Genomic DNA, 24,374 nt, shown 5'->3' on the forward strand with positions numbered 1-24,374 from the left:
ATTTTATAATGAAGAACGATACCAAACGAAATTAAACAGCCTAGCACCGTTAGAATATAGGTACCAGGCTGCGGCATAGATTTTTATTTTTTCACTGTCCACTTGACAGGGCGCAGTTCACTGACCCTCTGTCCCACTGAAACTTTAAAAAAGAAGTTGACAATTTTATTCTTTTTGATTAGAATTGTTTCCAATCGGTAAAATTTTAAAATAATTTGTTCAATACAATTACATATGTATACTCTCTTATTAAGAGTGGTGGAGGGAATAGGCCCGACGAAACCCGGCAACCTGCAGTTGGCCAAACTGCAAAGGTGCTAAATCCTACAGTTTTTAAGAATCTGAAAGATAAGAGGAGGAATTTTAAAACCCTCTTCTTAAGGAAGGGGGTTTTTTATATGAAGCAATCTTTGAAAAGGTGGAAAGTTCACATTTAAACCCGACTATACTTATAAGGAAAATAAAGTTTGGCAAACTTAAATTGAAATTCAATATAAAAATAAGCCTAGGAGGAACTAGACATGAGAAAGTGGATTGCTTTTATCGCAGGAATGATTGGAGCCTCGCTCATTATAACGGCTTGTGACTCTGCCCAGGGAGAAGGAAAGGACACATTAGATAAAGTGGTATTAGATTATGCATATTATTCCCCGACAAGTCTAGCATTGAAAGAATTTGGTTGGGCGGAGGAAGTGTTTGAGGAGCAGGGGATAGAAGTGGAATGGGTGCTCAGTCATGGGAGTAATAAAGCACTGGAGTTTTTAAATTCGAGTAGTGTAGATTTCGGTTCGGCTGCTGGGGCAGCTGCATTAATTGCAAAATCAAACGGATCGGCAATTGAGTCCGTTTATATTTATTCGAAGCCGGAATGGACGGCACTTGTCGCAACAGCTGATTCTGACATTAAATCGGTAGAACAACTGGAAGGTAAGAAAGTAGCTGCCACATTAGGGACAGACCCGTACATTTTCCTGCTGCGTTCGTTGCAGGAAGCGGAACTTTCCTCACAGGATTTGGAAATTGTGAACTTACAACATGCTGATGGTGCAAATGCTCTTTTAACCGATCAAGTCGATGTATGGGCAGGGTTAGATCCACATATGGCAAAAGTTGAAGTTGATTCAGGAGCAAATTTATTTTTACGGGACCATGATAAAAATACGTACGGAACATTAAATGTTCGCTCCGAATTTGCAGAACAGCATCCAGAGGTTATAGAAAAAGTAATTGAAGTCTATGAAAAGGCGAGAGAATGGGTAATCGAAAATCCAGAGGAGGCAGCGGAAATATTGGCACGAGAAGCAGATATGGATTTAGAGATAGCTGAGAAGAGCTTGGAACGGAATGACTTTTCAGATCCGATTCCCGGAGAGAAGCAAATTGAAGCACTTAACGCAGCAGGTGAAGTACTGCAAGCGGAAAGTGTCATTCAAGAAAATATTGATGTTAAGGAACTTGTGGAAGAATTGATCGTTGAACAATATTCAAAAAATGTAATCGAATGAAGTAGGGGGAATAGGCATGTCCGTCAAAACAGAGGTAAATGAAATATTTGAAGTAAAAGAAAAGAAAGCAATTAAGGTCAACTCAGAATGGAAGAAAGTGAGGGGGTTCGCGCTTGGTCTCATTATCCCAGCTGTTCTGTTGATCATCTGGGAAGCGGCGGTTCGTTTCAGCTTGCTCGATGCTTATGTCTTTCCCTCTCCAACGACAATTGTACAAAAAATCATTGAACTAGCGAATGAAGGAACACTTTGGGGGCATGTTGGGATCACCTTCTATCGTGTGGCTGTTGGTTTTCTAGCTGGGACGGTTGCCGCAGTTGTCATCGGGTCTGTTGTCGGTTATTTTAAATGGTTTGAACAATTGATGGATCCATTAATCCAAGCGTTTCGTTCGATTCCGTCGCTCGCGTGGGTGCCACTATTTATCCTATGGATGGGAATTGGAGAGGCCTCTAAAGTGATGTTAATTGCAGTTGGTGTCTTTTTCCCAATTTATTTGAATATCGTTTCAGGAATTCAAGGTGTAGACCGGAAGTTAATTGAGGTTGGGAAGATTCACTATTTCACAGCATTACAAACAGTTCGTCGCATTATTTTTCCAGCATCCCTCCCATCTTTCCTCGTTGGGTTACGGAGCGGGGTTGGATTAGGCTGGATGTTCGTTGTTGCTTCCGAGTTAATGGGAGCAAGCCAAGGACTAGGATATTTGCTCGTCGTCGGTCAAAATACGTATTCACCTGAACTGATCATTGCAAGCATTATATTATTCGCACTACTAGGTAAAGCAACGGATTTCCTATTGAAGACATTAGAGGCCCGTGCATTAAAATGGCAGGATAACTTACAAAACCAGCTCTGACGGAGGGATCATCATGTTGAAAGTAGAAAACGCATCAAGAACGTTCAATAACGGACTGGCAGGATTTAAAAATCTATCATTTGCCATTCAGGAAGGCGAGACGGTTGGAATCCTGGGAACGAGTGGTTGTGGGAAAAGTACATTATTACGGGTGTTATCTGGTTTGGATGAAGGATTTAAGGGAGATATTGAGCTTGCGAGTCTAGGTGAGCAACCAATCGGAATGATTTTCCAAGAACCGAGATTAATGCCTTGGCTAACCGTGAAAGAAAATATCTTATTTGGTGTAAAAGATACGAAAAGTGTTGACGTGCAGGAATATTTGAATCTAGTCGGATTATCCGAATTTGGCAATCATTTTCCAAAAGGTTTATCTGGTGGAATGGCGCAACGAACGGCGATTGCCCGCGCACTTATTGGAGAGCCTAGTGTTTTGTTATTAGACGAGCCATTTAGCGCACTTGATGCTTTCACCAAAATGCAATTGCAGGATTTATTGTTAGAAATTCAAGAGATTCGCTCGACAACGATGATTATCGTTACACATGATATTGATGAAGCATTGTACTTATGTGACCGGATATTGATTCTTGGTGGTCAGCCAGGGACATTGGAAAGAGAGCTGTCCGTTGTGGGCGCGAAGCCTCGTGACCGGGGTAATTCAAACTTAGCAGCAAAAAAAGCTGAAATTTTAGATGTATTACATATTGAATAAGGGGGCTAACGAACGATGGGGAAAGAAGAAGTCATTGATTCATATGAAGGGAATTATAATATAGCAGCTGATCTGCCTGTCAGGGAGGATTTCACTTGGAAGGCAATCGAGTCTCATTTTAGTTGGTCGGATACTGGAAATGTAAATATGGCATATGAGAGTGTGGATCGCCATGTGGCTGATGGTTATGGAGAAAAAATCGCACTTCATTATTTCGGAGAAGCTGAAGAAAATACATTGACTTACCGTGAATTAAAAGAGCAATCGGATCTCTGGGCGACGGTTCTAAAAAATAAAGGGGTAAAAAAAGGCGATTTCGTCTTCGTCTTTTTAGAAAAGCATCCTGATTGTCATATCGCCATGCTTGCCGTAATCAAGCTTGGTGCGATTGTCGGACCACTGTTTGAAGCGTTTATGGAAGATGCTGTGAAAGAGCGTATTGCGGACTGTGAAGGTACTTACTTAATTGCTTCGCCGGAATTGATCAAGCGTGTTCCACGGAAAGAGTTGCCTTCCCTTCAGACGGTCTGGATTACTGGAGAGCCCGAGCAATGTGAAGGTGATGAAATCTCTCTCTATGCTGAAGCACGAGCGACACAAGCAGAAGAAGGCATTATCGAGTGGGTGGATTTAAACCACGGACTTAATATTCACTATACGAGTGGCTCGACTGGTCGCCCGAAAGGTATTATCCATGCACACCGGGCAATGATCCAGCAATACATCACGGGTAGATGGGTTTTGGATTTAAAAGATGATGATGTTTACTGGTGTACGGCTCATCCTGGTTGGGTGACTGGAACGGTATACGGGGTATTTGCACCGCTCTTAAACCGGGCAACGATTGTCATTCATGGTGGCAGATTTGATGCGGATGAATGGTATTCTGTCTTAGAGAAAGCAGGTGTAACGGTTTGGTATAGTGCCCCGACAGCTTTTAGAATGTTGATGGCAAAAGGGGATGAGAAGATAACAAACTATGATTTATCTAAGATTCGTCATATTTTAAGTGTCGGTGAACCATTAAATCCAGAAGTCATTCGTTGGGGGATCAAAACATTATCTAGACGTATCCATGATACATGGTGGATGACAGAGACGGGAGCACAGCTTATTGTCAATTTACCGACAGAAAGAATCGTTCCAGGATCAATGGGCAAGCCTTTTCCAGGGATTGAAGCAGCGATTTTAGATGAGGATGGAAAAGAACTTTTACCTGGAGAAGTAGGGCATTTAGCGCTGAAAGCAAATTGGCCTGCTATTATGCGCGAAGTTTGGAAAGACCCGGCGAAATATGAGACGTACTTCCCGTTTGAAAACTGGTATGTGTCAGGTGACTTGGCGACGATGGATGATAATGGTTATATCTTTTTCCAAGGGAGAAGTGACGATATGATTAATTCTTCCGGTGAACGAATCGGTCCATTTGAAGTGGAAAGTAAGCTGATGGAACATCCTGCAGTCGCAGAAGTTGGTGTTATCGGGAAGCCAGATGCGGTCAGAGGAGAAATTGTGAAGGCGTTTATTGTGTTGAAGAGTGGCTATGAGACGAGTGAAGCGTTACTACAAGAATTGCGCCAATTCGTCCGTAAAGGTCTTGCAGCACATGCTGCACCAAAAGAAATTGAATTTATGGAGGAGCTTCCGAAAACACCGATCAGCGGAAAAATTTTACGCCGGGAGTTAAAAGCGAAAGAGCTGGGAAAAGTAGGAGTTTAATTCATTTGAGAAGTAATTTTATTTAAATAGATGAAAATAACAAGGAGGAACTTATCATGAGTCAAGAAACAGTAGCTACAAATCAGGAAGCATTGTACCAAAAATCATATTTCAACCGTCTTGGTGAATTAGGTGATCTGGCGCCAGATACGTTTAAAGCGTTTGCGCAGTTTGATAAGGCAGCATTGGCTGAAGGAAAGTTATCTAGAAAGTTGAAAGAACTCATTGCGATTGCTGTTGCACATACGACAGGTTGTCCGTATTGCATCGAGGTCCATGTAAAAGCAGGTAAAACTGAAGGTGTGACGAAAGAAGAATTGTCTGAAGCAGTTCTCGTTGCAACAGCGTTAAAAGCAGGATCCGCAATTGCTCATGGTGTAAATGCACTGAATGCTTACGATGAAACCCAGGATGAAGAATTATATAAACAATCTTATTTTAACCGGTTAAAAGAGTTTTCTGCACTAAATGACGATATATTCAAAGCGTTTGTAGATTTTGATACGTTGTCACTCAAGGATAATATATTAAGTGTGAAAGAAAAGGAACTCATCGCAGTAGCTGTTGCGCATACGACAGGTTGCCCGTATTGCATTGCTATCCATACAAAGGGAGCCAAGAAAGCGGGTGTGACGAAAGAAGAGCTAGCAGAGTCGATTTTTGTTGCAACGGCATTAAAGGCGGGCTCGGCGATCGCGCATAGTGTGAATGCGTTAAATGCATATGATAGCTAAGATTAAAAGTCTATAGAAAAAACAATAGAAAAGCCGCATGGAATCAAGTGAAAAAATCTAATATTCTCCCCCTATTCCATGTGGTTTTGATTTTATCATGTTATCGTCCGAACGAACTTAAATGTATCTCGTTCGATTGATTAGAACCCCTTTAATTGTCTGAACGAACTCAAATCTAAGCCCGTTCGAGTGATTATAGCGCTCCTAATCACCCGAACGAATTCAAAACTTGTTCAAATGGACAATGAAAAATGAAAATGCCTCTTCCCTCTTGATTAAGATATTGGAAGCGCATCCAATACAATAATGGAATTACTTGTTGCATCCACTAATTATACTAGGGAAGAGCCTACAATTATTTCAGACTGCAAAAGTTAAATGAACAACTATTAAATATCTTAATACATGAAGATAGATTTATAGCTGCGTTCCTAAGATACTTTAATTTAAATTGTTGCTTTCGGTGGAGATGTTTTTAAGATTTTCTCACCTAGTAAAGAACCTATAAGATCAACTGCAACTTCAGCTGTTTTATTCCTTTCATCTAGAATAGGATTTACCTCAACAAATTCAGCGGAAGTAATTAAATTTGTATCTGCTAACATTTCCATTGCAAGATGACTTTCACGATAACTGATTCCACCGTTTACTGGAGTGCCTACACCGGGACAATCAAGCGGATCTAAACCGTCTAAATCTAAAGATAAATGGATTCCATCTGTATTTTTAAGATAGTCCATTGTTTCGAGTATCACTTGATTCATTCCAAGTTTATCAACTTCATGCATCGTGTATACCTTCAGGCCAATTTGATTAATCAACTCTTTTTCTCCCTCATCTAAATCGCGTATTCCAATCATCACTACATTCTCAGGTTTTACCTTTGGAGCCTTACTCCCGATATTGACAAGGGAAGGGTGACCATATCCTAAGCTAACTGCAAGCGGCATCCCATGAATATTGCCAGAGGGAGATGTTTCTGGAAGATTCAAATCTCCATGGGCATCGAACCAAATAACACCCAAATTAGAATAATTCTGTGCTAATCCCGCTAATGTTCCGATCGCTATACTATGATCTCCTCCTAAAATTAAAGGAAATGCTTCGTTTTTTATTATATTATCTACTTCCTCCTGTAAATCTGTATTTGTTTTAAGAACTGCATCCAAGTTTTTTAAGTTCGTTGAGGCTGAATTGTTCATATCGTTGTTGCAAACCGTAATATTTCCATTGTCGACCACCATATGACCGATATTCTCCAGTCGTTCCACAATACCGGCATAACGAATTGCATCAGGTCCCATGTTGACCCCTCTTCTTGATTGTCCCAGATCCATTGAAACTCCTAAAATTGATATATTTTTACCCATAAAAATACCTCCCATAATAAAGCTTAAGAATATCTTAGTTGTTTAAGCGATATGAATCAATCTAACAATGAAAGTTAATAAATATACATTACTTTACTCTATTAATATCTCATAGATATTTAGGAGTATTGCGATAATAGCATTTAGATAATAGGTAAGATAGTTTTTTAAAATCCCTTTTGCATTTTTATAAATTTGTTGAGGTTAATTTATTAAAAATTAAGGATTTAATCAGTATTAAATTTTCTTATGGATGGTGTTTGACGGATTTTTAACATTGTGGAAGAATCATGTTTAATATTTCAAAATTTATTAAATAGGAGATGTCTTCAAATGATGGATTGGAAAAAAGTAAATGAAGAAGGTCTACTAGCACCTACTATGGCCAAAGACTTTCCAAATTTGCCTGTTAAAAGGTCTGAAGGTTTGCATTATATTGGAATCGATGATAGCAAATATTTAGATTTAACAGCTGGTATTGCTACAGAAAATACAGGTCACAGACACCCAAAAGTTGTTGCTGCGATCAAAGATCAGGTAGATCATCTAGTACATGGGCCAATTGGTATTATCAATTACGAGTCTATCCTGAACTTAGCTAAAAAGCTTAGAACTATTTTACCGAAACCGTTGGATTGTTTCTTTTTCGGAAATAGTGGCACGGAAGCGATAGAAGGGGCACTTAAGCTAGCAAGACATGTAACGAAAAGGCCCTATGTTGTCTCGTTTCTTGGAGGATTCCATGGAAGAACGATGGGCGCATTGAGTCTAACCTCTTCTAAAAGCAAATATAGAAAGCATCTTCCAGTTGGAGGGAATATGACCTATCAGCTCCCTTACGCAAAGGTGTCGGAAACACCTCGAGGAGAAGATCCGGAGCTTTACTGGTCTGATCATGTAGAAAAGGACTTTGAATTACTATTTAATCATCAAGTTGACCCTGGTGAAGTTGCAGCAGTTATTTTAGAACCTGTCTTGGGTGAAGGAGGATATGTTGTGCCTCCGAAAGCTTGGTTGCAAAAGATTAGAGAGATTTGTGACAGGTATAATATTTTACTAATCTTTGATGAGATCCAAACAGGGTTTGGAAGAACTGGTGACTGGTTTGCAGCTAATAGATTCGGTGTTACTCCAGATATCATGGCAATCGCAAAGGGAATTGCTAGTGGACTTCCATTAAGTGCAACGGTGGCTTCAAGGGAATTAATGGAACAATGGGAAGTTGGGAGTCATAGTACAACATTTGGAGGGAATCCAGTAGCTTGTGCAGCGGCATGTGCAACGATTGATGTTTTTAAAGAGGAAAATTTAATTGAAAATACTAGAATCCTAGGTGAGTATGCGTTGGAAAAATTAGAGAACCTCAAAGAAAACCATCCAGCCATTGGTAGCGTAAGAGGAATTGGACTAATGATAGGAATTGAAATTGTTCACCCAGACACAGGCGAGCCGAATGGGGAAGGATTAATGAACATACTTGAAAAATGCCTTGAAAAGGGAGTTATTCTTTACTTGAGTGGTAATCAGGGGGAAGTAATTCGTATGATGCCACCTCTAACCATTGATAGAAAACATTTAGATCAAGGAATTGCTATATTGGGTGAAGCGGTAGCTGAATATGAGCAGGATTTAAAGGGAGCAGATAACTGAGTAGCTTAGGAAAATAGCTTTTTGTGCTTACCCCGCAATATCATATGAGTCATGATGTTCTAATCTGTGATTAGGATTTATTGTTTAGATGTACGTTTAAATGTAAGCGGTATCTTGAGGTGAAAGACCTATTAAGAATTGGAAAATAGATATTCAGAATATAAGTATGGTTTATGGTCTAGAGTGATCTAAGATTGGAGAGTGATTGTTATGAGAGCGCAAAAGAAGGAAGTTGAAGAATACTCAGTCTCAGTATCTGGTTTGTTAAAGTTTATCATTCCTTCATTATTCGGTGTCATTATTTTTTTAATGCCAGTAAGAGATGCAGATAATAATTTTAATATTCCGCTTGGAGTAATCACTGAATTTTTTATTGATTTATTTTCAAGTTTCCTTCCATTCGTAATAACATTAGTAATTATCCTTTCAACTGTTCTGTCAGTCATAGCTTATTTCTTTAAGCCTAAGTTTATTACATCATCTAGAATGTTATCTTCAATGTTCAATACATCGTTCTTTTGGCTCGTCATAAGAGTCATTGGAATGGCGGCTGTCATTATGACACACTATCAAGTTGGACTTCGTGTGGTGTATTCTGATAGTACAGGTGGTACAATGATGGGATTATTGACCACGTTGATTATGTGGTTTTTAGTAGCTTCATTCTTGATGCCTTACCTGATTAATTTTGGGATCATGGAATTCACAGGAACACTTTTACGAAGTGTTATTAGACCGTTGTTTACCCTGCCTGGAAGATCGGCTATTGATTTATTAGCGTCGTGGATCGGAAATGTTAACGTTGGCGTGGTACTAACACGGGAGCAATATAATACAGGATTTTATACTGGGAGAGAAGCAGTAGCCATTGCTACAAACTTTTCAACGGTATCCTTACCATTTTGTCTTGTTATTGCAAGAATGCTGGAAGTAGACCACATATTTCCGATATTTTATTTAACGATAGTTATTGCAGGGATTATTTGTGCAATGATCATCCCTAGAATTCCACCGGTATCCAGAATCCCTGATGCGTTTCATGTTGAGAATCATTATACAGAAGTAGTACCTAAAAACAAAAGCAAAATTGCTTGGGCGTTGGAACAAGCTGTAAAACGTGCGGAAAAGTCTGGTTCATTAAAGACACAATTGAAGCAGGGATATGAAGTTTTTGTAGATATTTCATTTGTCTTGATACCTCAAGTGATGGCAATTGGAACGATTGCATTGATTATTGCAGAATATACATCCTTCTTCACTATTATTTCCCAGCCAATGGTTTATGTGCTAGAGTTCCTTCGAATCCCTGAGGCGCAAGCTGCGGCGCCTGCTACGATCACTGGATTTATTGATATGTTTATTCCTGCAGTGTTAGCTTCAGGAATAGAAACTGAAATAACACGATTCTTTATTGGAGCTTTATCATTAGTTCAAATTATTTATTTAACAGAAATGGCAACTTTAATAATCATTTCAAAAATGCCGGCGAATTTCTGGGATTTATTAATTATCTTTATTCAAAGAACAATCATTTCCATGCCGATTATTGCGATCATTGCACATATTATTTACTAGACTTTAAAAATTAAGTCTATAACGGAGGCAATTTTATGTTTAAAGTAGTACGTACCTTTGACTTTCCGGGTGCACTCGGAATTGAGAAAGAAATCTTTGGTGACCAGATTGAAATTAAAGAAATTCCATCTTATACGGAAGATGATTTGATTAAAAACTGCAAAGATGCAGATGCTGTCATTTGTGAATATGAACCATTTACAAAGCGGGTAATAGATGCATTACCTAATCTAAAGCTTATTGCATTCGGTACGATAGGATTCAATTATGCAGATATAGACTATGCAAAATCTAAAAACATTGCCGTATCCCATGTTTCAAAATACTGCATTAAAGAGGTTGCTGATTATACGATGGCTATGATATTGATGCTTAATCGTAGAATTAGTTCATTTCATCATCAAGTTAAAAAAGAAAAAGTATGGAAGTTTGACACATTTCCAAATACAAGAAGACTTGAGGAACAAACGATAGGTCTATTAGGGTTTGGTAATATTCCCAGGTTGGTAGTCGAAAGATTGAAGCCATTCGGGTCAAAAGTAATTGCGTATGATCCGTTTATTGATAAACGTGAAGTGAAGGAAAGGTATCATGTGGATCTAGTTTCTTTTGACGAAGTGCTGGCCGAGTCAGATATTTTAAGTATTCATCTGCCGGTAAATAATGATACATATCAAATCATTAATGATCAAAGTATCGCAAAAATGAAAGACCATGTTATCTTTATTAACTCAGCAAGGGGACAATTGATTGATGAGTCTGCAATTGTACGTGCCATTGATTCTGGGAAAATGCAATATTATGCTGCAGATGTATTAACTGAAGAAAACCCTGATTTGCACACCCATGCGTTTATGGAGTATGAAAATATAATTCTTACTCCCCACATTGCATTTTATTCCCAAGAAGCGATTCGGGAGGCTTCAATTGAAAGTGCAACAAATGTAAAAAACTTCTTTGAAGGGAACTATAAAAAGGCTCAGATTGTAAATGGAGTGTATGTATAATATTTTGCTAAAAAATTGAAGTATACTAGCATGTTATATTTTTAATTTGTAAGGATTAATTAACCCACATATTCATTTGATGTGGGTTAATTGATGTTTTTTTGCATTAGTTTAGATATAACTGGCTTAGTTAAATTCTAATGATGAGTAGCTAGTGGCCAAGCGCTTTGTAATAGCTCATTAAATGTTTGAATATTTGGCTCTTCCGAACGAACCTTTAAATAAATAGATGAAGTGGTGACAAGATCAGCAATCCTTTCTAAAACGATAAGAGAACCATCCTCTAATTCTTCTTTGACTATATTCTCTCCTAATACAGCGGAGCCTGTCCCATTTAAAACAATTCGCTTTATTGTTTCATCACTACCTCCACAAATAATGGTTGATTCTGGTTTGAGACCCGTTTCTTTAAAGTAATTACTAGCAATTTCACTAAAACTACAATCGTCATCATAAGAAATAAATGGGTAATCAGAAAAAATTTCATCTACATTTTTTCCCTGACTAATCTCAGAGGAAGCGACTAATACCACATGCTCTTCATCTAAAATAATCTTATTTAAATCAGCTCCTCCATCGTTACCTGCCACTATGGCGATATCAGCAACATGGTTTCTAGCGCATGCAAGAGCGTGGTGACTATTTAGTGGGAGAAGGTTTAAACGAACATTTGGATACATCTCGGAGTAAGCCTTTATTATTAATGCAAGATAGCGCGTACAATAGTATTCAGATGCTGCAATCGTAAGAGTTCCATCAGGGCGGTGCAGTTTCTGCATGTCTCTTTCGATGTCTTCTATATATGCAAGTAAATGATCTACATGTACCTTAAACTTCTTACCAGCGGCCGTTAAAAAGGTCTCTTTACCAATTCGGGTGAAAAGTTTATGGTTTAATCTTTCTTCTAAAGCTTGGATATGTAAAGTTACAGTAGGTTGGGTGTATTTCAATTCCTTTGCAGCTTCCGTTAAGTTTAATTTTTCCGCTACAACTTGAAATGTCTTTAGATTTCTAATTTCCATTTTATCGCTCCTTCCATAACAAACAGAAAAATATTACTGATTCTTCTAACTTTAATACCCTATAATATACCACTTTAGATTGTTATTAGCAGCAGAGAAGATTATAAAATAAAGCTTTATAGCAGTTAAATGGATAAGATAAAAAAATACAATCACCGTTCAAGCCTGATAAAGATACAGCGATTGTACAAATAGGATGATAGATTATCTATTTTTATGATGATAATACGTTATTAATTTTTTCAATAGCCCAGTCAAGTTCTGCTTTTGTTATCGTTAATGGTGGTGCAAGTCGGATTGTGTTTTCGTGCGTTTCTTTACATAAGACGCCTTCTTCTTTTAGTTTCTCACAATAACCGCGAACCGGATGATTGAACTCTAGACCGATGAATAGTCCGCGAGCTCGAATTGCTTTCAGTTCGGGGATGTTTATTTTACGCAATTCTTTTTCGAAGTATTGACCAAGCTCCAGTGATCTTGTCACAAGATCCTCTTCTTCTATTACATCAAGGGCAGCTAAAGAAACTGCACATGCTAGTGGATTTCCACCGAAAGTCGAACCGTGTGATCCAGGTGTAAAGACATCCATTATTTCTTTATCCGCAGCGATAGCGGATACTGGAAATACTCCACCCCCAAGGGCCTTACCCAATACATAGATATCTGGTACAACATCTTCCCAGTCACATGCAAACATTTTTCCAGTGCGTGCCAAGCCTGTTTGCACCTCATCGGCAATGAATAACACATTATTCTCCGTACATATTTCACGAATTCCTTTGAGATAGCCTTCGGGGGGAATGATGATTCCGGCTTCCCCTTGAATAGGCTCTACAATAATAGCGGCAGTATTTTCTGTAATCGAACGCTTGACAGCATCTATGTCACCGAAGTCTACTCGCTTAATATTGGGGATAAATGGGCCGTAATTCTTTCTTGCAGTAGGATCATTAGATAAAGAAACTGCATTTATTGTTCGTCCGTGAAAGTTCCCTTTTGCAGCAATGATCTCTGCCTGATTATCCTCTACTCCTTTTATTTCATAAGCCCATCGGCGAGCAGCTTTTATCGCAGTTTCTACTGCTTCTACTCCTGTATTCATTGGTAATACTTTATCTTTACCAGTTAATTTTGAAATTCGTTTTGTCAAGGGACCTAGCAAATCATTATGAAAAGCGCGGGATGTCAAAGTTACTTTATCGGCTTGCTCTTTAAGTGCTTTAATAATTTTGGGGTGCCGATGTCCTTGGTTGACTGCTGAATAAGCACTAAGCATGTCCATGTATTTATTGCCTTCCGGGTCCTTTACCCAGACCCCTTCTGCTTCCGAAATTACAATCGGTAGTGGATGATAGTTATGTGCACCATAATGCTCGGTTAATTCAATAATTTCTTCGGTTGTTTGCGTTAAAGTCATCCGTACTCCTCCTTTAGAGTAGTGCAAGGAGCTATGATGCTCCTTGCACTGTTCTATATTAGTATGATTCAGAAATTGTTTTCGCTAACATATGGAGTGCCAAATAATCTGGACCTCCCGCTTTTGAATCCGTACCAGACATTTTAAATCCGCCAAACGGGTGGTAACCAACAATTGCCCCCGTACAATTACGGTTGAAGTATAAATTACCGACATGAAATTCTCTAGAAGCTTTATTTATTTTTTCACGATTATTTGTAATTACCGCTCCTGTTAATCCATATTCAGAGTTATTGGCAATTTCCAGTGCATGATCAAAGTCTTTTGCCTTTGCAAATGCAACAACAGGGCCAAAGATTTCCTCCTGCATGATACGTGCTTCTACATCTAAATTAGCAAAAATGGTTGGCTGAATAAAATAACCTTTGGAGTCGTCCCCCTCGCCACCAGTCATTAGTTTGCCTTCTGCTTTACCGATTTCGATATAATTCATAATCTTGTTGAAGGCAGCTTGATCGATAACAGGTCCCATATTAACGTCGGGTGTGGTAGTTTCACCAACAGTTAGCTCTTTCGTGCGTTTTACTACCCTTTCTAGTACTTCATCATAGACATCTTCATGAACGACTGCGCGAGATCCAGCAGAGCACTTTTGCCCTGAAAATCCAAATGCAGAAGTTACAATGGCGTCGACAGCAATATCAATGTCTGCTTCATTATCGACTACAACTGTATCTTTTCCACCCATCTCTACAATTGTACGTTTTAAGTGAAATTGGTTCTCATTAACCGCTGCGGCACGTTCATATAAGCGAGTTCCAACTTCACGTGAGCCTGTAAAGGTTATTAGCGCTATTTTTGGATGATCCACAAGATAATCTCCAACTTCTGAACCACTGCCTGGTAGGAAGTTGATGACGCCATCTGGTATGCCTGCTTCCAATAAAACATCTACAAATTCTGCAGCAATTACAGGGGTTGCACTTGCAGGTTTAAGTATGACTGTATTGCCTGTAACAAGTGGTGCTACCGTTGTACCTACCATAATGGCAAAAGCAAAGTTCCATGGCGGAATGGTCACTGCAACGCCTGAAGGGGTATAGAGGTACCGATTGTATTCCCCTGGTCTACTATTTATTTCTTTTCCTTTATCTAATTCAATCATTTGTCGTGCATAATATTCCATAAAGTCAATACCCTCTGCAATATCAGCATCGGCTTCGTTCCATGGTTTTCCAGCCTCTTTAATCAGTAAAGCTGTAAATTCACTCTTTCTGCGACGGATAATTGCTGCAGCCCGTATTAAAATATTCGCCCGGTCAATTGCATTCGTATATCTCCAAGTTTGGAAAGCTTGATTCGCTGCTTGCACAGCTTTTTCAGCATGTTCCTGATTCGCCTTGGCAACGTATCCAACTATTTCTTCTTTTTTCCCCGGATTAATAGAAGTGATCTTTTCTTCAGTAAGTACTTTTTCTCCATCTATTAAGAGGTCATAAGTTCCCCCGAGTTTTCTTTCAATTTTTTCTAACTCAGATTCCAATCTTTTGCGATTGCTCTCTATTGAGAAGTCTGTAAATGGTTCGTGCTTATACGGTGTTAACATAGAATCCACTCTCCTTATAAAATTTCGCTTACTTGTATAACTAGCAAAAATCATGCCAACTATTTAAGTGTTGACTTATCAAGGCTTTAATAAAAAGAGATGCAAAATAAAATTGCGTTATTTTTAAAAAGCGCATAACCGTGCAAAAAAATTTTGCTATTACGGTATATTTCCATTAAGCTGATAATAGGGAGGGAACACTTTCATGGGAAATGATGTAATGGATCTGCAAGCACTAAAGCATAGAAATAAACTATATGAACAGTTGCTGGATGAAGTGAATGTTGGTATCCACGTAATTAATAATCAAGGGAAAACAATTATTTATAACAAAAAAATGATGGAAATTGAATCAATGGAAGCAGCTGACGTATTGGATAAGGATGTATTAGAAGTTTTTTCATTTAAGGAAAATCAGCATAGTACACTTGTCCATACATTAACAACCGGGAAAGAAACTAGGGGGATTAAACAAACTTACTTTAATAATATTGGAAAAGAAATCACGACGATTAATGATACTTTTCCAATTATAAAAGATGGAAAGATTACTGAGGCAGTCGAGATAGCAAAAGATATCACTCAATTAGAACAAGTTATTAAGGAAAATGTGTTACAGAGGAAAAACACCAAATTTACATTTGATCAAATTATTGGAGATAGTGAAGAATTTGCTACGGTAATTGAAGATGCAAAACTAGCAACTCGAACAACTTCATCTGTTCTTATTGTTGGCGAAACAGGAACTGGTAAGGAATTATTTGCGCAAAGTATCCATAATGGTAGTGCAAGATCATCTGCTCCTTTTGTCGCCCAGAATTGTGCAGCAATACCTGAAAGTTTAATGGAGAGTTTGTTATTTGGTACAAAGAAAGGGGCCTTCACGGATGCGATAGATTCACCCGGTCTATTTGAACAAGCAAATGGTGGAACTTTGTTACTTGACGAGATTAATTCTTTAGACGCTTCCCTTCAAGCAAAACTCTTGAGAGTGCTGCAAGAAAGAACAGTAAGAAGAATAGGGGATACAAAGGATAAAAAGGTGGACGTTCGTATTATCGCAACGATTAATGAAGACCCTGCCGATATGATTATGGAAAATCGAATAAGAAAAGATTTATTTTATCGTTTGAGTGTCGTAACTTTATTCATCCCCCCTTTGCGTGAAAGAAAAATAGATATTATGCCTTTAACGACGGAATTCATTCATAAATACAATACACTTTTTCAAATGAATATAAAGAATGTTAGTGAGGAAGCAAAAGAATTACTCTATGAACACGACTGGCCAGGGAATGTAAGGGAGTTAGAGCATACTATTGAAGGTGCGATGAATCTAGTAGTTGAAGAAAAGGAAATTCAAGTTCATCATTTACCCACTCGTTTTCGAAACCATAATAAATATAAGAGAGACAATGATAGAAACAGCAAGGATAGTCCCCCTATAAACGATTTTCATTCGAGAAAGCTGCGAGTTAGAATGGAACAGTTGGAAAAGGAATATATTAAACGAACACTTTTAGAAAATAACTATAATATAACACAAGCTGCAAAGATTCTAGGTATAAGCAGACAGAGCCTTCAATATCGCATAAAGAAATTTAATATTTAAATTTAGCACGTATTAACGGTCTGTAACATTTGAGTAAATTTTCCTTCAGCTAACGGAACCTTTTCGTAAGTTATTAATTGTTGAAAACGGGTATACTCTATGATAGAATTCAATATATAGTGCTTGACAAGGCAATTTAATACTAAATGTAGTATATAAGTAATGGTGACAAGATAACTGTTTAAAAGGGAATCCAGTTAAAAGCTGGAGCTGCCCCCGCAACTGTACGTGTGGACGAATTAGTAAACCACTATATCGCTTGCTGTTAGGTGACGATATGGGAAGGGCTATAGTAGGAAGAAGCACAAGCCAGGAGACCTGCCATAACTTGCAAGTTTTGTTTCTTCGGGGTGTAAGAAAGGTAAAACGATAAGAAGTGTGTATTTTTTTATGCATTTTGTCGTTTTTTCCTGCCGTTCATCCCGAAAATGAACGGTTTTTTTAATGTGTTTACATAAAGGGAGGAAATAAAATGCAAACAATGAGTCAAACTAAAAGTTCTAAAGGGATTGAATTAATTGATGAATGGGCCAAGGGATTAAATATTCAAACCGAAAAATATAAAGAAAAAGTGGAAGGACTCTGGAATTCTGACCAAATGAGGGATGAATTTTATGATGCTCTAATTAACCATGCCCTTGAAAATATAGACGAAGTATCACCAGACTGGACTTATTTTGCTACACGAATTTATTTGCATGAACTCTATCAAAAGGCTGCAGAAAATAGGGGTTATGACGCTTCTCTTTCGTATGGTCCCTTCTACGATTTATTAAAACAATTGACCGATAAAGGAATTTATTCTACTAATCTTCTTTCAAGCTACACGAAAGAGGAAATTGATTATTTTGGTGAGTCACTTGAACAGGAAAGGGATTTATTATTTACGTACCCTGGCATTTATACATTGGCAACTCGTTATCTTGCAATGGATCATGAAAAGAATATCTATGAATTGCCACAAGAGCGCTGGATGGTTATTGCGATGCATCTTATGCAAGAAGAACCAGCTGAGGGTCGCACGAAGCACGTTCTAGAAGCATACTGGGCGCTGAGTAATTTATATATGACGGTTGCGACACCAACATTGGCTAATGCAGGGAAGAGTCACGGGCAATTGTCGAGTTGTTTTATCGATACGGTAAATGATAGTTTAGAAGGCATTTATGATAGTAATAGCGATGTTGCCCAACTGTCGAAAAATGGCGGTGGAATTGGGGTTTACATGGGTAAAGTCCGAGCGAGGGGCAGTTCAATTAGAGGATTTAAAGGGATGTCTAGTGGGGTTGTACCATGGATTAAACAGTTAAATAACACGGCGGTAAGTGTTGATCAGCTTGGTACTAGAAAAGGTGCAATTTCGGTTTATTTAGATGTATGGCATCGCGATATTGAGGAATTTCTTGATTTGAAGCTAAATAATGGGGACGAAAGATTACGAGCCCATGATATCTACACAGGGGTAAGTATGCCAGACTTATTTATGGAACAAGTGGAGAACAGAGGAGACTGGTATTTATTTGACCCTCATGAAGTTCGTGAGGTGATGGGCTTCTCTCTAGAAGATTTCTACGATGAGAAGAAAGGTGATGGAGAATGGCGCAAGAAATATCAAGCATGCATTAACGCTAATTTAGATTCGAAAAAGAAAGTACCTGCAATTGAAATTATGAAGAGAATCATGCGGTCCCAGCTTGAAACAGGGGCACCATTCATGTTTTACCGAGATGAAGTGAACCGCCGGAATGCGAACTCTCATACTGGGATGATTTATTGCACGAATTTATGTACGGAGATTACGCAAAACCAATCCCCGACAGAGTTTGTCCAGCAATATCTCACGGAAGAAAATGCCGTTGTGAAAAAATACAAGCCTGGTGATTTTGTTGTTTGTAACCTGAGCTCCGTCAACTTAGGAAAGGCTGTACCAGATAATGTATTGGAACGCCTCATCAAAATTCAAGTTCGCATGCTTGATAATGTCATTGATATCAATACGTTGCCATTATTACAAGCAACGCTCACGAACCAAAAGTATAGAGCGATTGGTCTAGGTACATTTGGATTCCACCATCTGCTTGCAAAAGAAGGAATTGAGTGGGAATCAGAGCAAGCTGTAGAATATACCGATGCAATTTATGAAAAAATCGCCTACTTAGCGATTTCTGCATCAGCAGATTTAGCGGAAGAAAAAGGCAGCTATCAAGTATTTGAAGGAAGTAAATGGAGTACAGGAGAGTACTTTGATAACAGAGGGTACGATGATTCCGAAGAGTGGATGGCATTGAAGGAGCGGGTGAAAGAAACCGGAATCCGCAATGGTTATGTAATGGCTGTTGCACCGAATGCGTCTACTTCGATTATTGCCGGCTCTACTGCAGGAATCGACCCAGTGTTTAAACCTTTCTATCATGAAGAGAAGAAAGACTTTAAAATGCCTGTAACGGCACCAGATATGGACCACAATAATTACCATATCTACAGACGTTCCGCTTATATTGTTGACCAGCGCTGGTCGGTGAAACAGAATGCAATGCGCCAGAAACACGTAGACCAAGGGATTTCATTTAACATGTATGTGCCGAACACGATCCGGGCTTCTGTTTTACTAGACTTGCATCTACAGGCTTGGAAGAGCGGACTGAAAACAACTTACTATGTACGCTCTTCTTCTACAGATATTGAAGAATGTGAGTGGTGTCAATAATGGATATGGGAAAGTTTTTACTTTCCCATATCTCTGCCCAAAGGAATCGATGACAAAGGGATTAATCGTACGTTATAAACAGGAGTGAAATAAATGAAGATACTCATTGCTTATCATAGTTTTAGTGGCAATACCGAGGAAATAGCGGAGATGATCCAGGATCGATTAAATCATCACGGTTATCAACCTGAATTATATGAAATTGGTATGGGTGCCTATTTTCCTGAGTTAAGTAATTACGATGTAGTCATGTTAGGGACGTTTACTTGGGATCTGGGTAGTACCCCGGCTGAAGTAAAAGACTTTGTAGCAGATGTCGGCTATAAGCCGGATAATATTGCCGTGTTTGGCTCAGGCGAAACCCAATTTGGCGGGGAAGAGATGTTCTGTCTTGCAGTTATGAAACTAGCTAGATTTTACAATAGTCCATGGGAAGGTTTGAAAATAGAACAGTCCCCAAGGGGAAGCCAGGAGATAAAAGTTTCCAATTGGGTAGATGGAATTGTAGAAAGTGTAAGAAAAGAAAAAGAGCAGAAGAGCTGGGTGACAGTAGGCGTATAGAGTGAGTAAGAATAGAAAATTAAAAGAGGCAGGGAATACAAATATGACTGTAGTTTTAAAAAAAGCTAGAACGTTAGAACCAAAAAACCCTAATAAATCAACAGGGATTTTTGGGGGGAAGTCCAGTGGTATTTTAAATTGGAATGATATTGCATATCCCCATTGGTATCAGATTTACAAAAAGTTACTAGGAAACTACTGGCAAGCGGATGAAATCAATATGTCTTCCGATATTAGGCAGTTTCCCGAGTTGACGAAGGATGAACAGGATGCCTATTTGAAGATTATCGGATTACTGTCTACGTTAGATGCACCACAGACACGGACGGCCTTGTTATTATCTTTATACGCAACCGATCCATCCGTACAATCCATTATGGCTGTAATTTCGCAGCAAGAGGCTGTGCATAATGAGAGCTACTCGTATGTTTTATCATCTGTCGTGTCGTTGGATGAACAGAATAAGTCATTCGAGTTAGGCCGGACAGATCCAGTTCTCCTAAAACGGAACGAACGGATTATCAAAGTTTATAATGAATTTGCAGAGAATCCGACAATCGAAAACATATTAAAAGTCATGGTCTATACTTCTCTGCTGGAGGGAATGTTTTTCTATTCCGGATTTGCCTTCTTTTATAACTTAGCACGAAATAATAAAATGGTAGGAACTAGTACGATGATCAGCTATATTAATCGGGACGAGCTCGAGCACGGAAGATATATTGGCGAATTGTTCCGCGCAACACTAGCTGAGAATCCGGAGTATAATACGGAAGCGTTCAATGAGTGGGTATATGATGCGTTCCGTCATTCGGTGGAACAAGAGATTAATTGGTCCAGATATGTATTAGCTCATGTTGATGGAATTGATTTAGATGAAATGGAAGGCTATATTAAATATCGAGCGAATAAGATGTTACGTATGTTGGGCTTAAGTGAGATATATGATGGTTACTTCGATAATCCGATGAAATGGATTCGCGCATATGTAGATAACTTTGATGGAACGAAGACAGACTTCTTTGAGCAAAAGTCACGTGCCTATACAAAAGTAAGTGATTTGAACGGGTTTGACGACTTATAAAGTGAAACTTCATTCAGTGGAGGTATTACAGACCGTTAATGCGCGATAAAAGAATCGTTTGTTAGATAGGAAAATCCGAACAATCTAAGAGGAACTTCTACCTTAGATTGTTCGGATTTTTGTTATGTTATTCTTAGCATTTGCTTCTCTTTTCTACCATACAAGAAGAAATAAAGCACGGTTGAAGCTAATACTACAAAACCTAAAATACCGTAAAGGGAACTGTAACCTATTAAAGGTATAATGAATCCGAGCAGATAAGGGCCGAACCCAAGCCCTGCATCAAGCGCAATAAAATAGGTTGATGTAGCGAGTCCTAATCGGTGAGGCGGGGTCAGCTTAACTGCGATAGCCTGTGAGCAGGACTGGATATTCCCAAACCCAAGACCAATCAGAAATCCAGACAATAATAGAGTCATCCCGCCACTTGCTGTACTTAGAAGCAGCATTCCAGCTGTAAAAATCACAAAAGCTGGATACATGACATAGTTTGCTCCTTTCAAATCCATTAAGCGGCCAGTGAAAGGGCGTGATAGTAAGATTGCCACAGAGTAGACGAGAAAGAAGAAACTCGCCACTTCAACGAGGTTTTTTTCTGCGGCATAAAAGTTAATATAAGAAAGCACACTCGAATAGCAAAGACCTAGCACGAGAACAATAATTGCAATAGACATCGCCCTTGGTTCGATAAAATTAGAGATTTTAAATCCTTTCTCCTCTAACTCTTCTATTGAAAAGTCTACTTTTGGCACATTGATTAGAAATGCTGTAATTAAACTAATAACCCCCAATAGTAAACAGAAACCAAAAATAATCGAATAGCTCGTGTTTTGACTTAGATAAAGCCCAAAGAATGGACCAATAGCTGCAGCCAAAGTTGCACTCATACTGTAATAGCCGATCCCTTCAGCTTTTCGAGATGCCGGAATCAGGTCAGCAACAATTGTTCCAGCTGCTGTACTCGCTATTCCAAGTGTAAATCCATGCAACAGTCGCACAATTAATAGCGAATAGATACTCGCACTAAAAATATAAAAAATACTCATAATCGTAAAAAGAATTAAGCCAATAAATAATGTTTTCCGCCGGCCGATCAACTCAATATTTCGCCCAGCTAATAGTCTTCCGATCAGCGTGCCGATAATAAAGATTCCAGTTACGAGCCCAGCAAGGCTTGTGGAAGCTTGATATTCGTTAGAAGCGTAGACCGCCATGATGACAATTAATAAGTAAAAGACCATCGTCAGGAAAAAGTTAATCATGGCAGTAATGATGAAATCCTTTGTCCATAGTTTCGGTTTACTCACGTTCATTATCCTTTCTAATATTCTCTTGTAATTTAGGGAAGATATGATAAGCAGCTAGTTGCTCTTCCTTCGTGATACCTTCCATGACATGATTTTCTAAATCCGTTATTTTTATTCTGCATGTTCGATAAATCTCTTTACCCAAATCCGTTAATTGAATAATCTTCTCTCTTCTGTCTTCACTCGGAATTGGTTTTATAATTTGCATTTCTTCCAAGCGGTGAACTCTCCTTGTGATTGTTGGTTTCTCCACATTATAGTAGTTCGCAATCTCAACTAATGTAGAGGGCCCGTTATTATTTAAGTAAAAGATAACTTGCCATAAGGAATAGGAAAGTCCATGATCGCTTAATAGTTCATTCAATTTGCTAATGAGCGGGCGATATAAGCTTAAATAACACTGAAAGAATCCTTCCAAGTTTTAACCTCCTCCTGCGAAAATTAGTTACCTAGGGTAATAGTTAATGAAGGAAACTATAGAGTATTTTAAAGGAAATGTCAAAAGTAAAAAAGCATAAAAAGACATCCAGGCCATACTCCTGAATGTCTCTTCCTCATTCAATCTCAGCTTTCTCACTATCTGCTAAAGCCATAAAGACAATCATCGCAATCACACAAGCTGTGCCAAGCCATTGAAACGATCCGAATGGCTCTTTCAGCCAAAATACAGTCGTTAAAACTGCGGCGAGCGGCTCTAAGCTACCTATTAAACTCGTTTCCTTTGGTGAAAGACTATGTAAACTCTCGATGAAAAACCAAAAAGCAATCATCGTTCCAAAAATCACGACGAAAAATAAATAAAGATACCCTTCTAGTGGGAGCGCCGCGAAATCCATTTGCCATGGTGGATGGATAAAGCTTAACGTGAAGCCTCCAATGACCATCGCCCAGCCGACAATAACGAGGGAATCGAAATAGGCGAGGAGGGAAGCAGCATATAATGTGTAAAAAGCGAAAGCGACCCCTGACAGAATTCCCCAGATGACTGCCGGTGCGGGGACAGATAATCCTGATAACGATCCATTCGTCAGTAAAAAGAAACAGCCGCTCAAAGAAAGGAAGACAGTTACAAAATCAATTCTTCTTAACTTCATCTGTCTCCGTACCAATAAATAGGCGATAATCATAATTGGCGCTTGATATTGTAATAGGGTAGCAACAGCCGCGTTTCCGTGATTTATCGAAGCCATATACGTATATTGGACCGCAAGCATACCAAAAAGTCCGAATATAAGAAGCTGGAACGCATTCCGCTTATTTTTCCAAACATCGAATACTTGTTTCTTATCCCTTGTGAGATATTGAATCGTTAATAATAAGATTCCAGAAACAAGCAATCGGACGGTAACAAGCCAATCTACTTCAATTTGGAAATCTTGAAAAAGTTTTTGGGAAACCGTACCACCGACTCCCCAAAATGTTGCACCGATAATAACAAAGAAAAACCCTAGTTTCCTGTTCTGTCTACTCATTCTTTCTTCACCATCATAATTATAAATGCTTATTTCTGAATGACTGCGATTGTACAACGGGATACACAGACAAGCTTGCCTGTTGCTTCATCCGTAATTTTAACTTCCCATATATGGGTTGTCCTTCCGATATGGAGCGGTTTTCCAACTGCAGTTACGTTACCATCCCGCACACTGCGGATATGGTTCGCATTAATCTCAAGCCCCACTGCTGCTTCCGTTTCAGCATCTACTAGATTCATGCTTCCTACACTGGCCACGGTCTCCGCAAGAACCACTGACGCTCCTCCATGCAGCAATCCATAAGGCTGGCGTGTTGGTCCATGTACAGGCATTGTCGCTATCACTTTTTCCTTTGTTACTTCAATTATCTCTATTCCAATGGCATCCATGATTGTATTCATCTTACGTCCTCCCTACCTGAATTCTGTATTCATCATAGCTGGAAGAGA

20 protein-coding genes and 2 riboswitches are annotated in these 24,374 nt (G+C 38.8%); of the genes, 12 read left to right on the top strand and 8 right to left on the bottom strand.

The window, feature by feature from the left end; translation table 11 throughout:
* Positions 1-243: 243 nt before the first annotated feature.
* A riboswitch (SAM riboswitch) is annotated at positions 244-355 on the top strand.
* Between the two features lie 166 nt (positions 356-521).
* From GN217_RS15130 to GN217_RS15150, 5 genes are read left to right on the top strand one after another with little or no spacing between them, the layout of a single operon-like run.
* Positions 522-1,505 (top strand): aliphatic sulfonate ABC transporter substrate-binding protein, encoded by a 984-nt coding sequence (locus GN217_RS15130; protein WP_156857493.1) that lies wholly within the window; start codon positions 522-524, stop codon positions 1,503-1,505.
* 16 nt (positions 1,506-1,521) lie between these two features.
* Positions 1,522-2,364: an ABC transporter permease gene (locus GN217_RS15135; protein WP_156857494.1), complete on the top strand. Its 843-nt coding sequence runs from the start codon at positions 1,522-1,524 to the stop codon at positions 2,362-2,364.
* Between the two features lie 13 nt (positions 2,365-2,377).
* On the top strand, positions 2,378-3,079 hold the full coding sequence (locus tag GN217_RS15140; RefSeq protein ID WP_156857495.1) for an ABC transporter ATP-binding protein: 702 nt from the start codon (positions 2,378-2,380) through the stop codon (positions 3,077-3,079).
* Positions 3,080-3,094: 15 nt separating this feature from the next.
* On the top strand, positions 3,095-4,798 hold the full coding sequence (acsA, locus tag GN217_RS15145) for an acetate--CoA ligase (RefSeq protein ID WP_156857496.1): 1,704 nt from the start codon (positions 3,095-3,097) through the stop codon (positions 4,796-4,798).
* Between the two features lie 56 nt (positions 4,799-4,854).
* The gene (locus tag GN217_RS15150; RefSeq protein ID WP_156857497.1) at positions 4,855-5,532 is read left to right on the top strand and encodes a carboxymuconolactone decarboxylase family protein; all 678 of its coding nucleotides are present in this window, start codon (positions 4,855-4,857) and stop codon (positions 5,530-5,532) included.
* A 446-nt stretch (positions 5,533-5,978) separates the two neighbouring features.
* On the opposite strand, the gene rocF is transcribed toward GN217_RS15150, so the two are convergent.
* Positions 5,979-6,902: an arginase gene (gene rocF / locus GN217_RS15155; RefSeq protein WP_156857498.1), complete on the bottom strand. Its 924-nt coding sequence runs from the start codon at positions 6,900-6,902 to the stop codon at positions 5,979-5,981.
* Between the two features lie 333 nt (positions 6,903-7,235).
* On the opposite strand from rocF, the gene GN217_RS15160 reads away from it, so the two are divergent.
* The 3 genes from GN217_RS15160 (at position 7,236) to GN217_RS15170 (ending at position 11,134) form a co-directional block, all read left to right on the top strand.
* Positions 7,236-8,552, top strand: a complete 1,317-nt coding sequence (locus GN217_RS15160) for an aspartate aminotransferase family protein (protein WP_156857499.1) — start codon at positions 7,236-7,238, stop codon at positions 8,550-8,552.
* Positions 8,553-8,813: 261 nt separating this feature from the next.
* A complete protein-coding gene (locus GN217_RS15165) occupies positions 8,814-10,127 on the top strand; it encodes a YjiH family protein (protein ID WP_232334461.1) in 1,314 nt (437 codons plus the stop codon).
* A gap of 35 nt (positions 10,128-10,162) precedes the next feature.
* Complete coding sequence (locus GN217_RS15170) at positions 10,163-11,134, top strand: C-terminal binding protein (RefSeq protein WP_156857501.1); 972 nt, start codon at positions 10,163-10,165, stop codon at positions 11,132-11,134.
* A 137-nt stretch (positions 11,135-11,271) separates the two neighbouring features.
* Here the strand turns inward: GN217_RS15170 and GN217_RS15175 are convergent, their stop codons facing one another.
* The 3 genes from GN217_RS15175 to pruA all read right to left on the bottom strand — a co-directional run bounded on the left by GN217_RS15175 (position 11,272) and on the right by pruA (position 15,179).
* The gene (locus GN217_RS15175) at positions 11,272-12,156 is read right to left on the bottom strand and encodes a LysR family transcriptional regulator (RefSeq protein WP_156857502.1); all 885 of its coding nucleotides are present in this window, start codon (positions 12,154-12,156) and stop codon (positions 11,272-11,274) included.
* A 214-nt stretch (positions 12,157-12,370) separates the two neighbouring features.
* On the bottom strand, positions 12,371-13,573 hold the full coding sequence (locus tag GN217_RS15180) for an ornithine--oxo-acid transaminase (protein WP_156857503.1): 1,203 nt from the start codon (positions 13,571-13,573) through the stop codon (positions 12,371-12,373).
* 58 nt (positions 13,574-13,631) lie between these two features.
* Positions 13,632-15,179 (bottom strand): L-glutamate gamma-semialdehyde dehydrogenase, encoded by a 1,548-nt coding sequence (gene pruA, locus GN217_RS15185; protein WP_156857504.1) that lies wholly within the window; start codon positions 15,177-15,179, stop codon positions 13,632-13,634.
* 205 nt (positions 15,180-15,384) lie between these two features.
* Between pruA and GN217_RS15190 the strand changes: the two genes are divergently transcribed.
* The 4 genes from GN217_RS15190 (at position 15,385) to GN217_RS15205 (ending at position 21,143) form a co-directional block, all read left to right on the top strand.
* Complete coding sequence (locus GN217_RS15190) at positions 15,385-16,791, top strand: sigma-54 interaction domain-containing protein (RefSeq protein WP_156857505.1); 1,407 nt, start codon at positions 15,385-15,387, stop codon at positions 16,789-16,791.
* Between the two features lie 146 nt (positions 16,792-16,937).
* Positions 16,938-17,131, top strand: a riboswitch (cobalamin riboswitch).
* A gap of 132 nt (positions 17,132-17,263) precedes the next feature.
* On the top strand, positions 17,264-19,498 hold the full coding sequence (locus GN217_RS15195; protein ID WP_156857506.1) for a ribonucleoside-diphosphate reductase subunit alpha: 2,235 nt from the start codon (positions 17,264-17,266) through the stop codon (positions 19,496-19,498).
* A gap of 93 nt (positions 19,499-19,591) precedes the next feature.
* Positions 19,592-20,059 (top strand): flavodoxin, encoded by a 468-nt coding sequence (locus GN217_RS15200; protein WP_156857507.1) that lies wholly within the window; start codon positions 19,592-19,594, stop codon positions 20,057-20,059.
* Positions 20,060-20,102: 43 nt separating this feature from the next.
* A complete protein-coding gene (locus GN217_RS15205; RefSeq protein WP_156857536.1) occupies positions 20,103-21,143 on the top strand; it encodes a ribonucleotide-diphosphate reductase subunit beta in 1,041 nt (346 codons plus the stop codon).
* A gap of 122 nt (positions 21,144-21,265) precedes the next feature.
* Here the strand turns inward: GN217_RS15205 and GN217_RS15210 are convergent, their stop codons facing one another.
* The 4 genes from GN217_RS15210 to GN217_RS15225 all read right to left on the bottom strand — a co-directional run bounded on the left by GN217_RS15210 (position 21,266) and on the right by GN217_RS15225 (position 24,326).
* Entirely contained in the window at positions 21,266-22,456 is a 1,191-nt protein-coding gene (locus GN217_RS15210; RefSeq protein ID WP_156857508.1) for an MFS transporter, read from the bottom strand.
* Positions 22,443-22,868 (bottom strand): MarR family winged helix-turn-helix transcriptional regulator, encoded by a 426-nt coding sequence (locus tag GN217_RS15215; protein WP_156857509.1) that lies wholly within the window; start codon positions 22,866-22,868, stop codon positions 22,443-22,445. Before GN217_RS15215 ends, GN217_RS15210 begins: the two co-directional genes overlap by 14 nt.
* A gap of 136 nt (positions 22,869-23,004) precedes the next feature.
* Positions 23,005-23,922: an EamA family transporter gene (locus GN217_RS15220; RefSeq protein WP_156857510.1), complete on the bottom strand. Its 918-nt coding sequence runs from the start codon at positions 23,920-23,922 to the stop codon at positions 23,005-23,007.
* A 29-nt stretch (positions 23,923-23,951) separates the two neighbouring features.
* A complete protein-coding gene (locus tag GN217_RS15225; protein WP_156857511.1) occupies positions 23,952-24,326 on the bottom strand; it encodes a hotdog fold thioesterase in 375 nt (124 codons plus the stop codon).
* Positions 24,327-24,374 lie beyond the last annotated feature (48 nt).

Origin of the sequence: Oceanobacillus sp. AG, from assembly GCF_009746545.1 — a bacterium.
Lineage (GTDB): Bacteria > Bacillota > Bacilli > Bacillales > Amphibacillaceae > Oceanobacillus > Oceanobacillus indicireducens.

Coding starts and splice junctions, on each gene's coding strand:
- GN217_RS15130 (WP_156857493.1), top strand. CDS start 522: ATGAGAAAGTGGATTGCTTTTATCGCAGGAATGATTGGAGCCTCGCTC.
- GN217_RS15200 (WP_156857507.1), top strand. CDS start 19,592: ATGAAGATACTCATTGCTTATCATAGTTTTAGTGGCAATACCGAGGAA.
- GN217_RS15210 (WP_156857508.1), bottom strand. CDS start 22,456: ATGAACGTGAGTAAACCGAAACTATGGACAAAGGATTTCATCATTACT.
- GN217_RS15220 (WP_156857510.1), bottom strand. CDS start 23,922: ATGAGTAGACAGAACAGGAAACTAGGGTTTTTCTTTGTTATTATCGGT.
- GN217_RS15225 (WP_156857511.1), bottom strand. CDS start 24,326: ATGAATACAATCATGGATGCCATTGGAATAGAGATAATTGAAGTAACA.
- GN217_RS15170 (WP_156857501.1), top strand. CDS start 10,163: ATGTTTAAAGTAGTACGTACCTTTGACTTTCCGGGTGCACTCGGAATT.
- GN217_RS15135 (WP_156857494.1), top strand. CDS start 1,522: ATGTCCGTCAAAACAGAGGTAAATGAAATATTTGAAGTAAAAGAAAAG.
- pruA (WP_156857504.1), bottom strand. CDS start 15,179: ATGTTAACACCGTATAAGCACGAACCATTTACAGACTTCTCAATAGAG.
- GN217_RS15150 (WP_156857497.1), top strand. CDS start 4,855: ATGAGTCAAGAAACAGTAGCTACAAATCAGGAAGCATTGTACCAAAAA.
- GN217_RS15160 (WP_156857499.1), top strand. CDS start 7,236: ATGATGGATTGGAAAAAAGTAAATGAAGAAGGTCTACTAGCACCTACT.
- GN217_RS15140 (WP_156857495.1), top strand. CDS start 2,378: ATGTTGAAAGTAGAAAACGCATCAAGAACGTTCAATAACGGACTGGCA.
- acsA (WP_156857496.1), top strand. CDS start 3,095: ATGGGGAAAGAAGAAGTCATTGATTCATATGAAGGGAATTATAATATA.
- GN217_RS15175 (WP_156857502.1), bottom strand. CDS start 12,156: ATGGAAATTAGAAATCTAAAGACATTTCAAGTTGTAGCGGAAAAATTA.
- GN217_RS15190 (WP_156857505.1), top strand. CDS start 15,385: ATGGGAAATGATGTAATGGATCTGCAAGCACTAAAGCATAGAAATAAA.
- GN217_RS15195 (WP_156857506.1), top strand. CDS start 17,264: ATGCAAACAATGAGTCAAACTAAAAGTTCTAAAGGGATTGAATTAATT.
- rocF (WP_156857498.1), bottom strand. CDS start 6,902: ATGGGTAAAAATATATCAATTTTAGGAGTTTCAATGGATCTGGGACAA.
- GN217_RS15205 (WP_156857536.1), top strand. CDS start 20,103: ATGACTGTAGTTTTAAAAAAAGCTAGAACGTTAGAACCAAAAAACCCT.
- GN217_RS15180 (WP_156857503.1), bottom strand. CDS start 13,573: ATGACTTTAACGCAAACAACCGAAGAAATTATTGAATTAACCGAGCAT.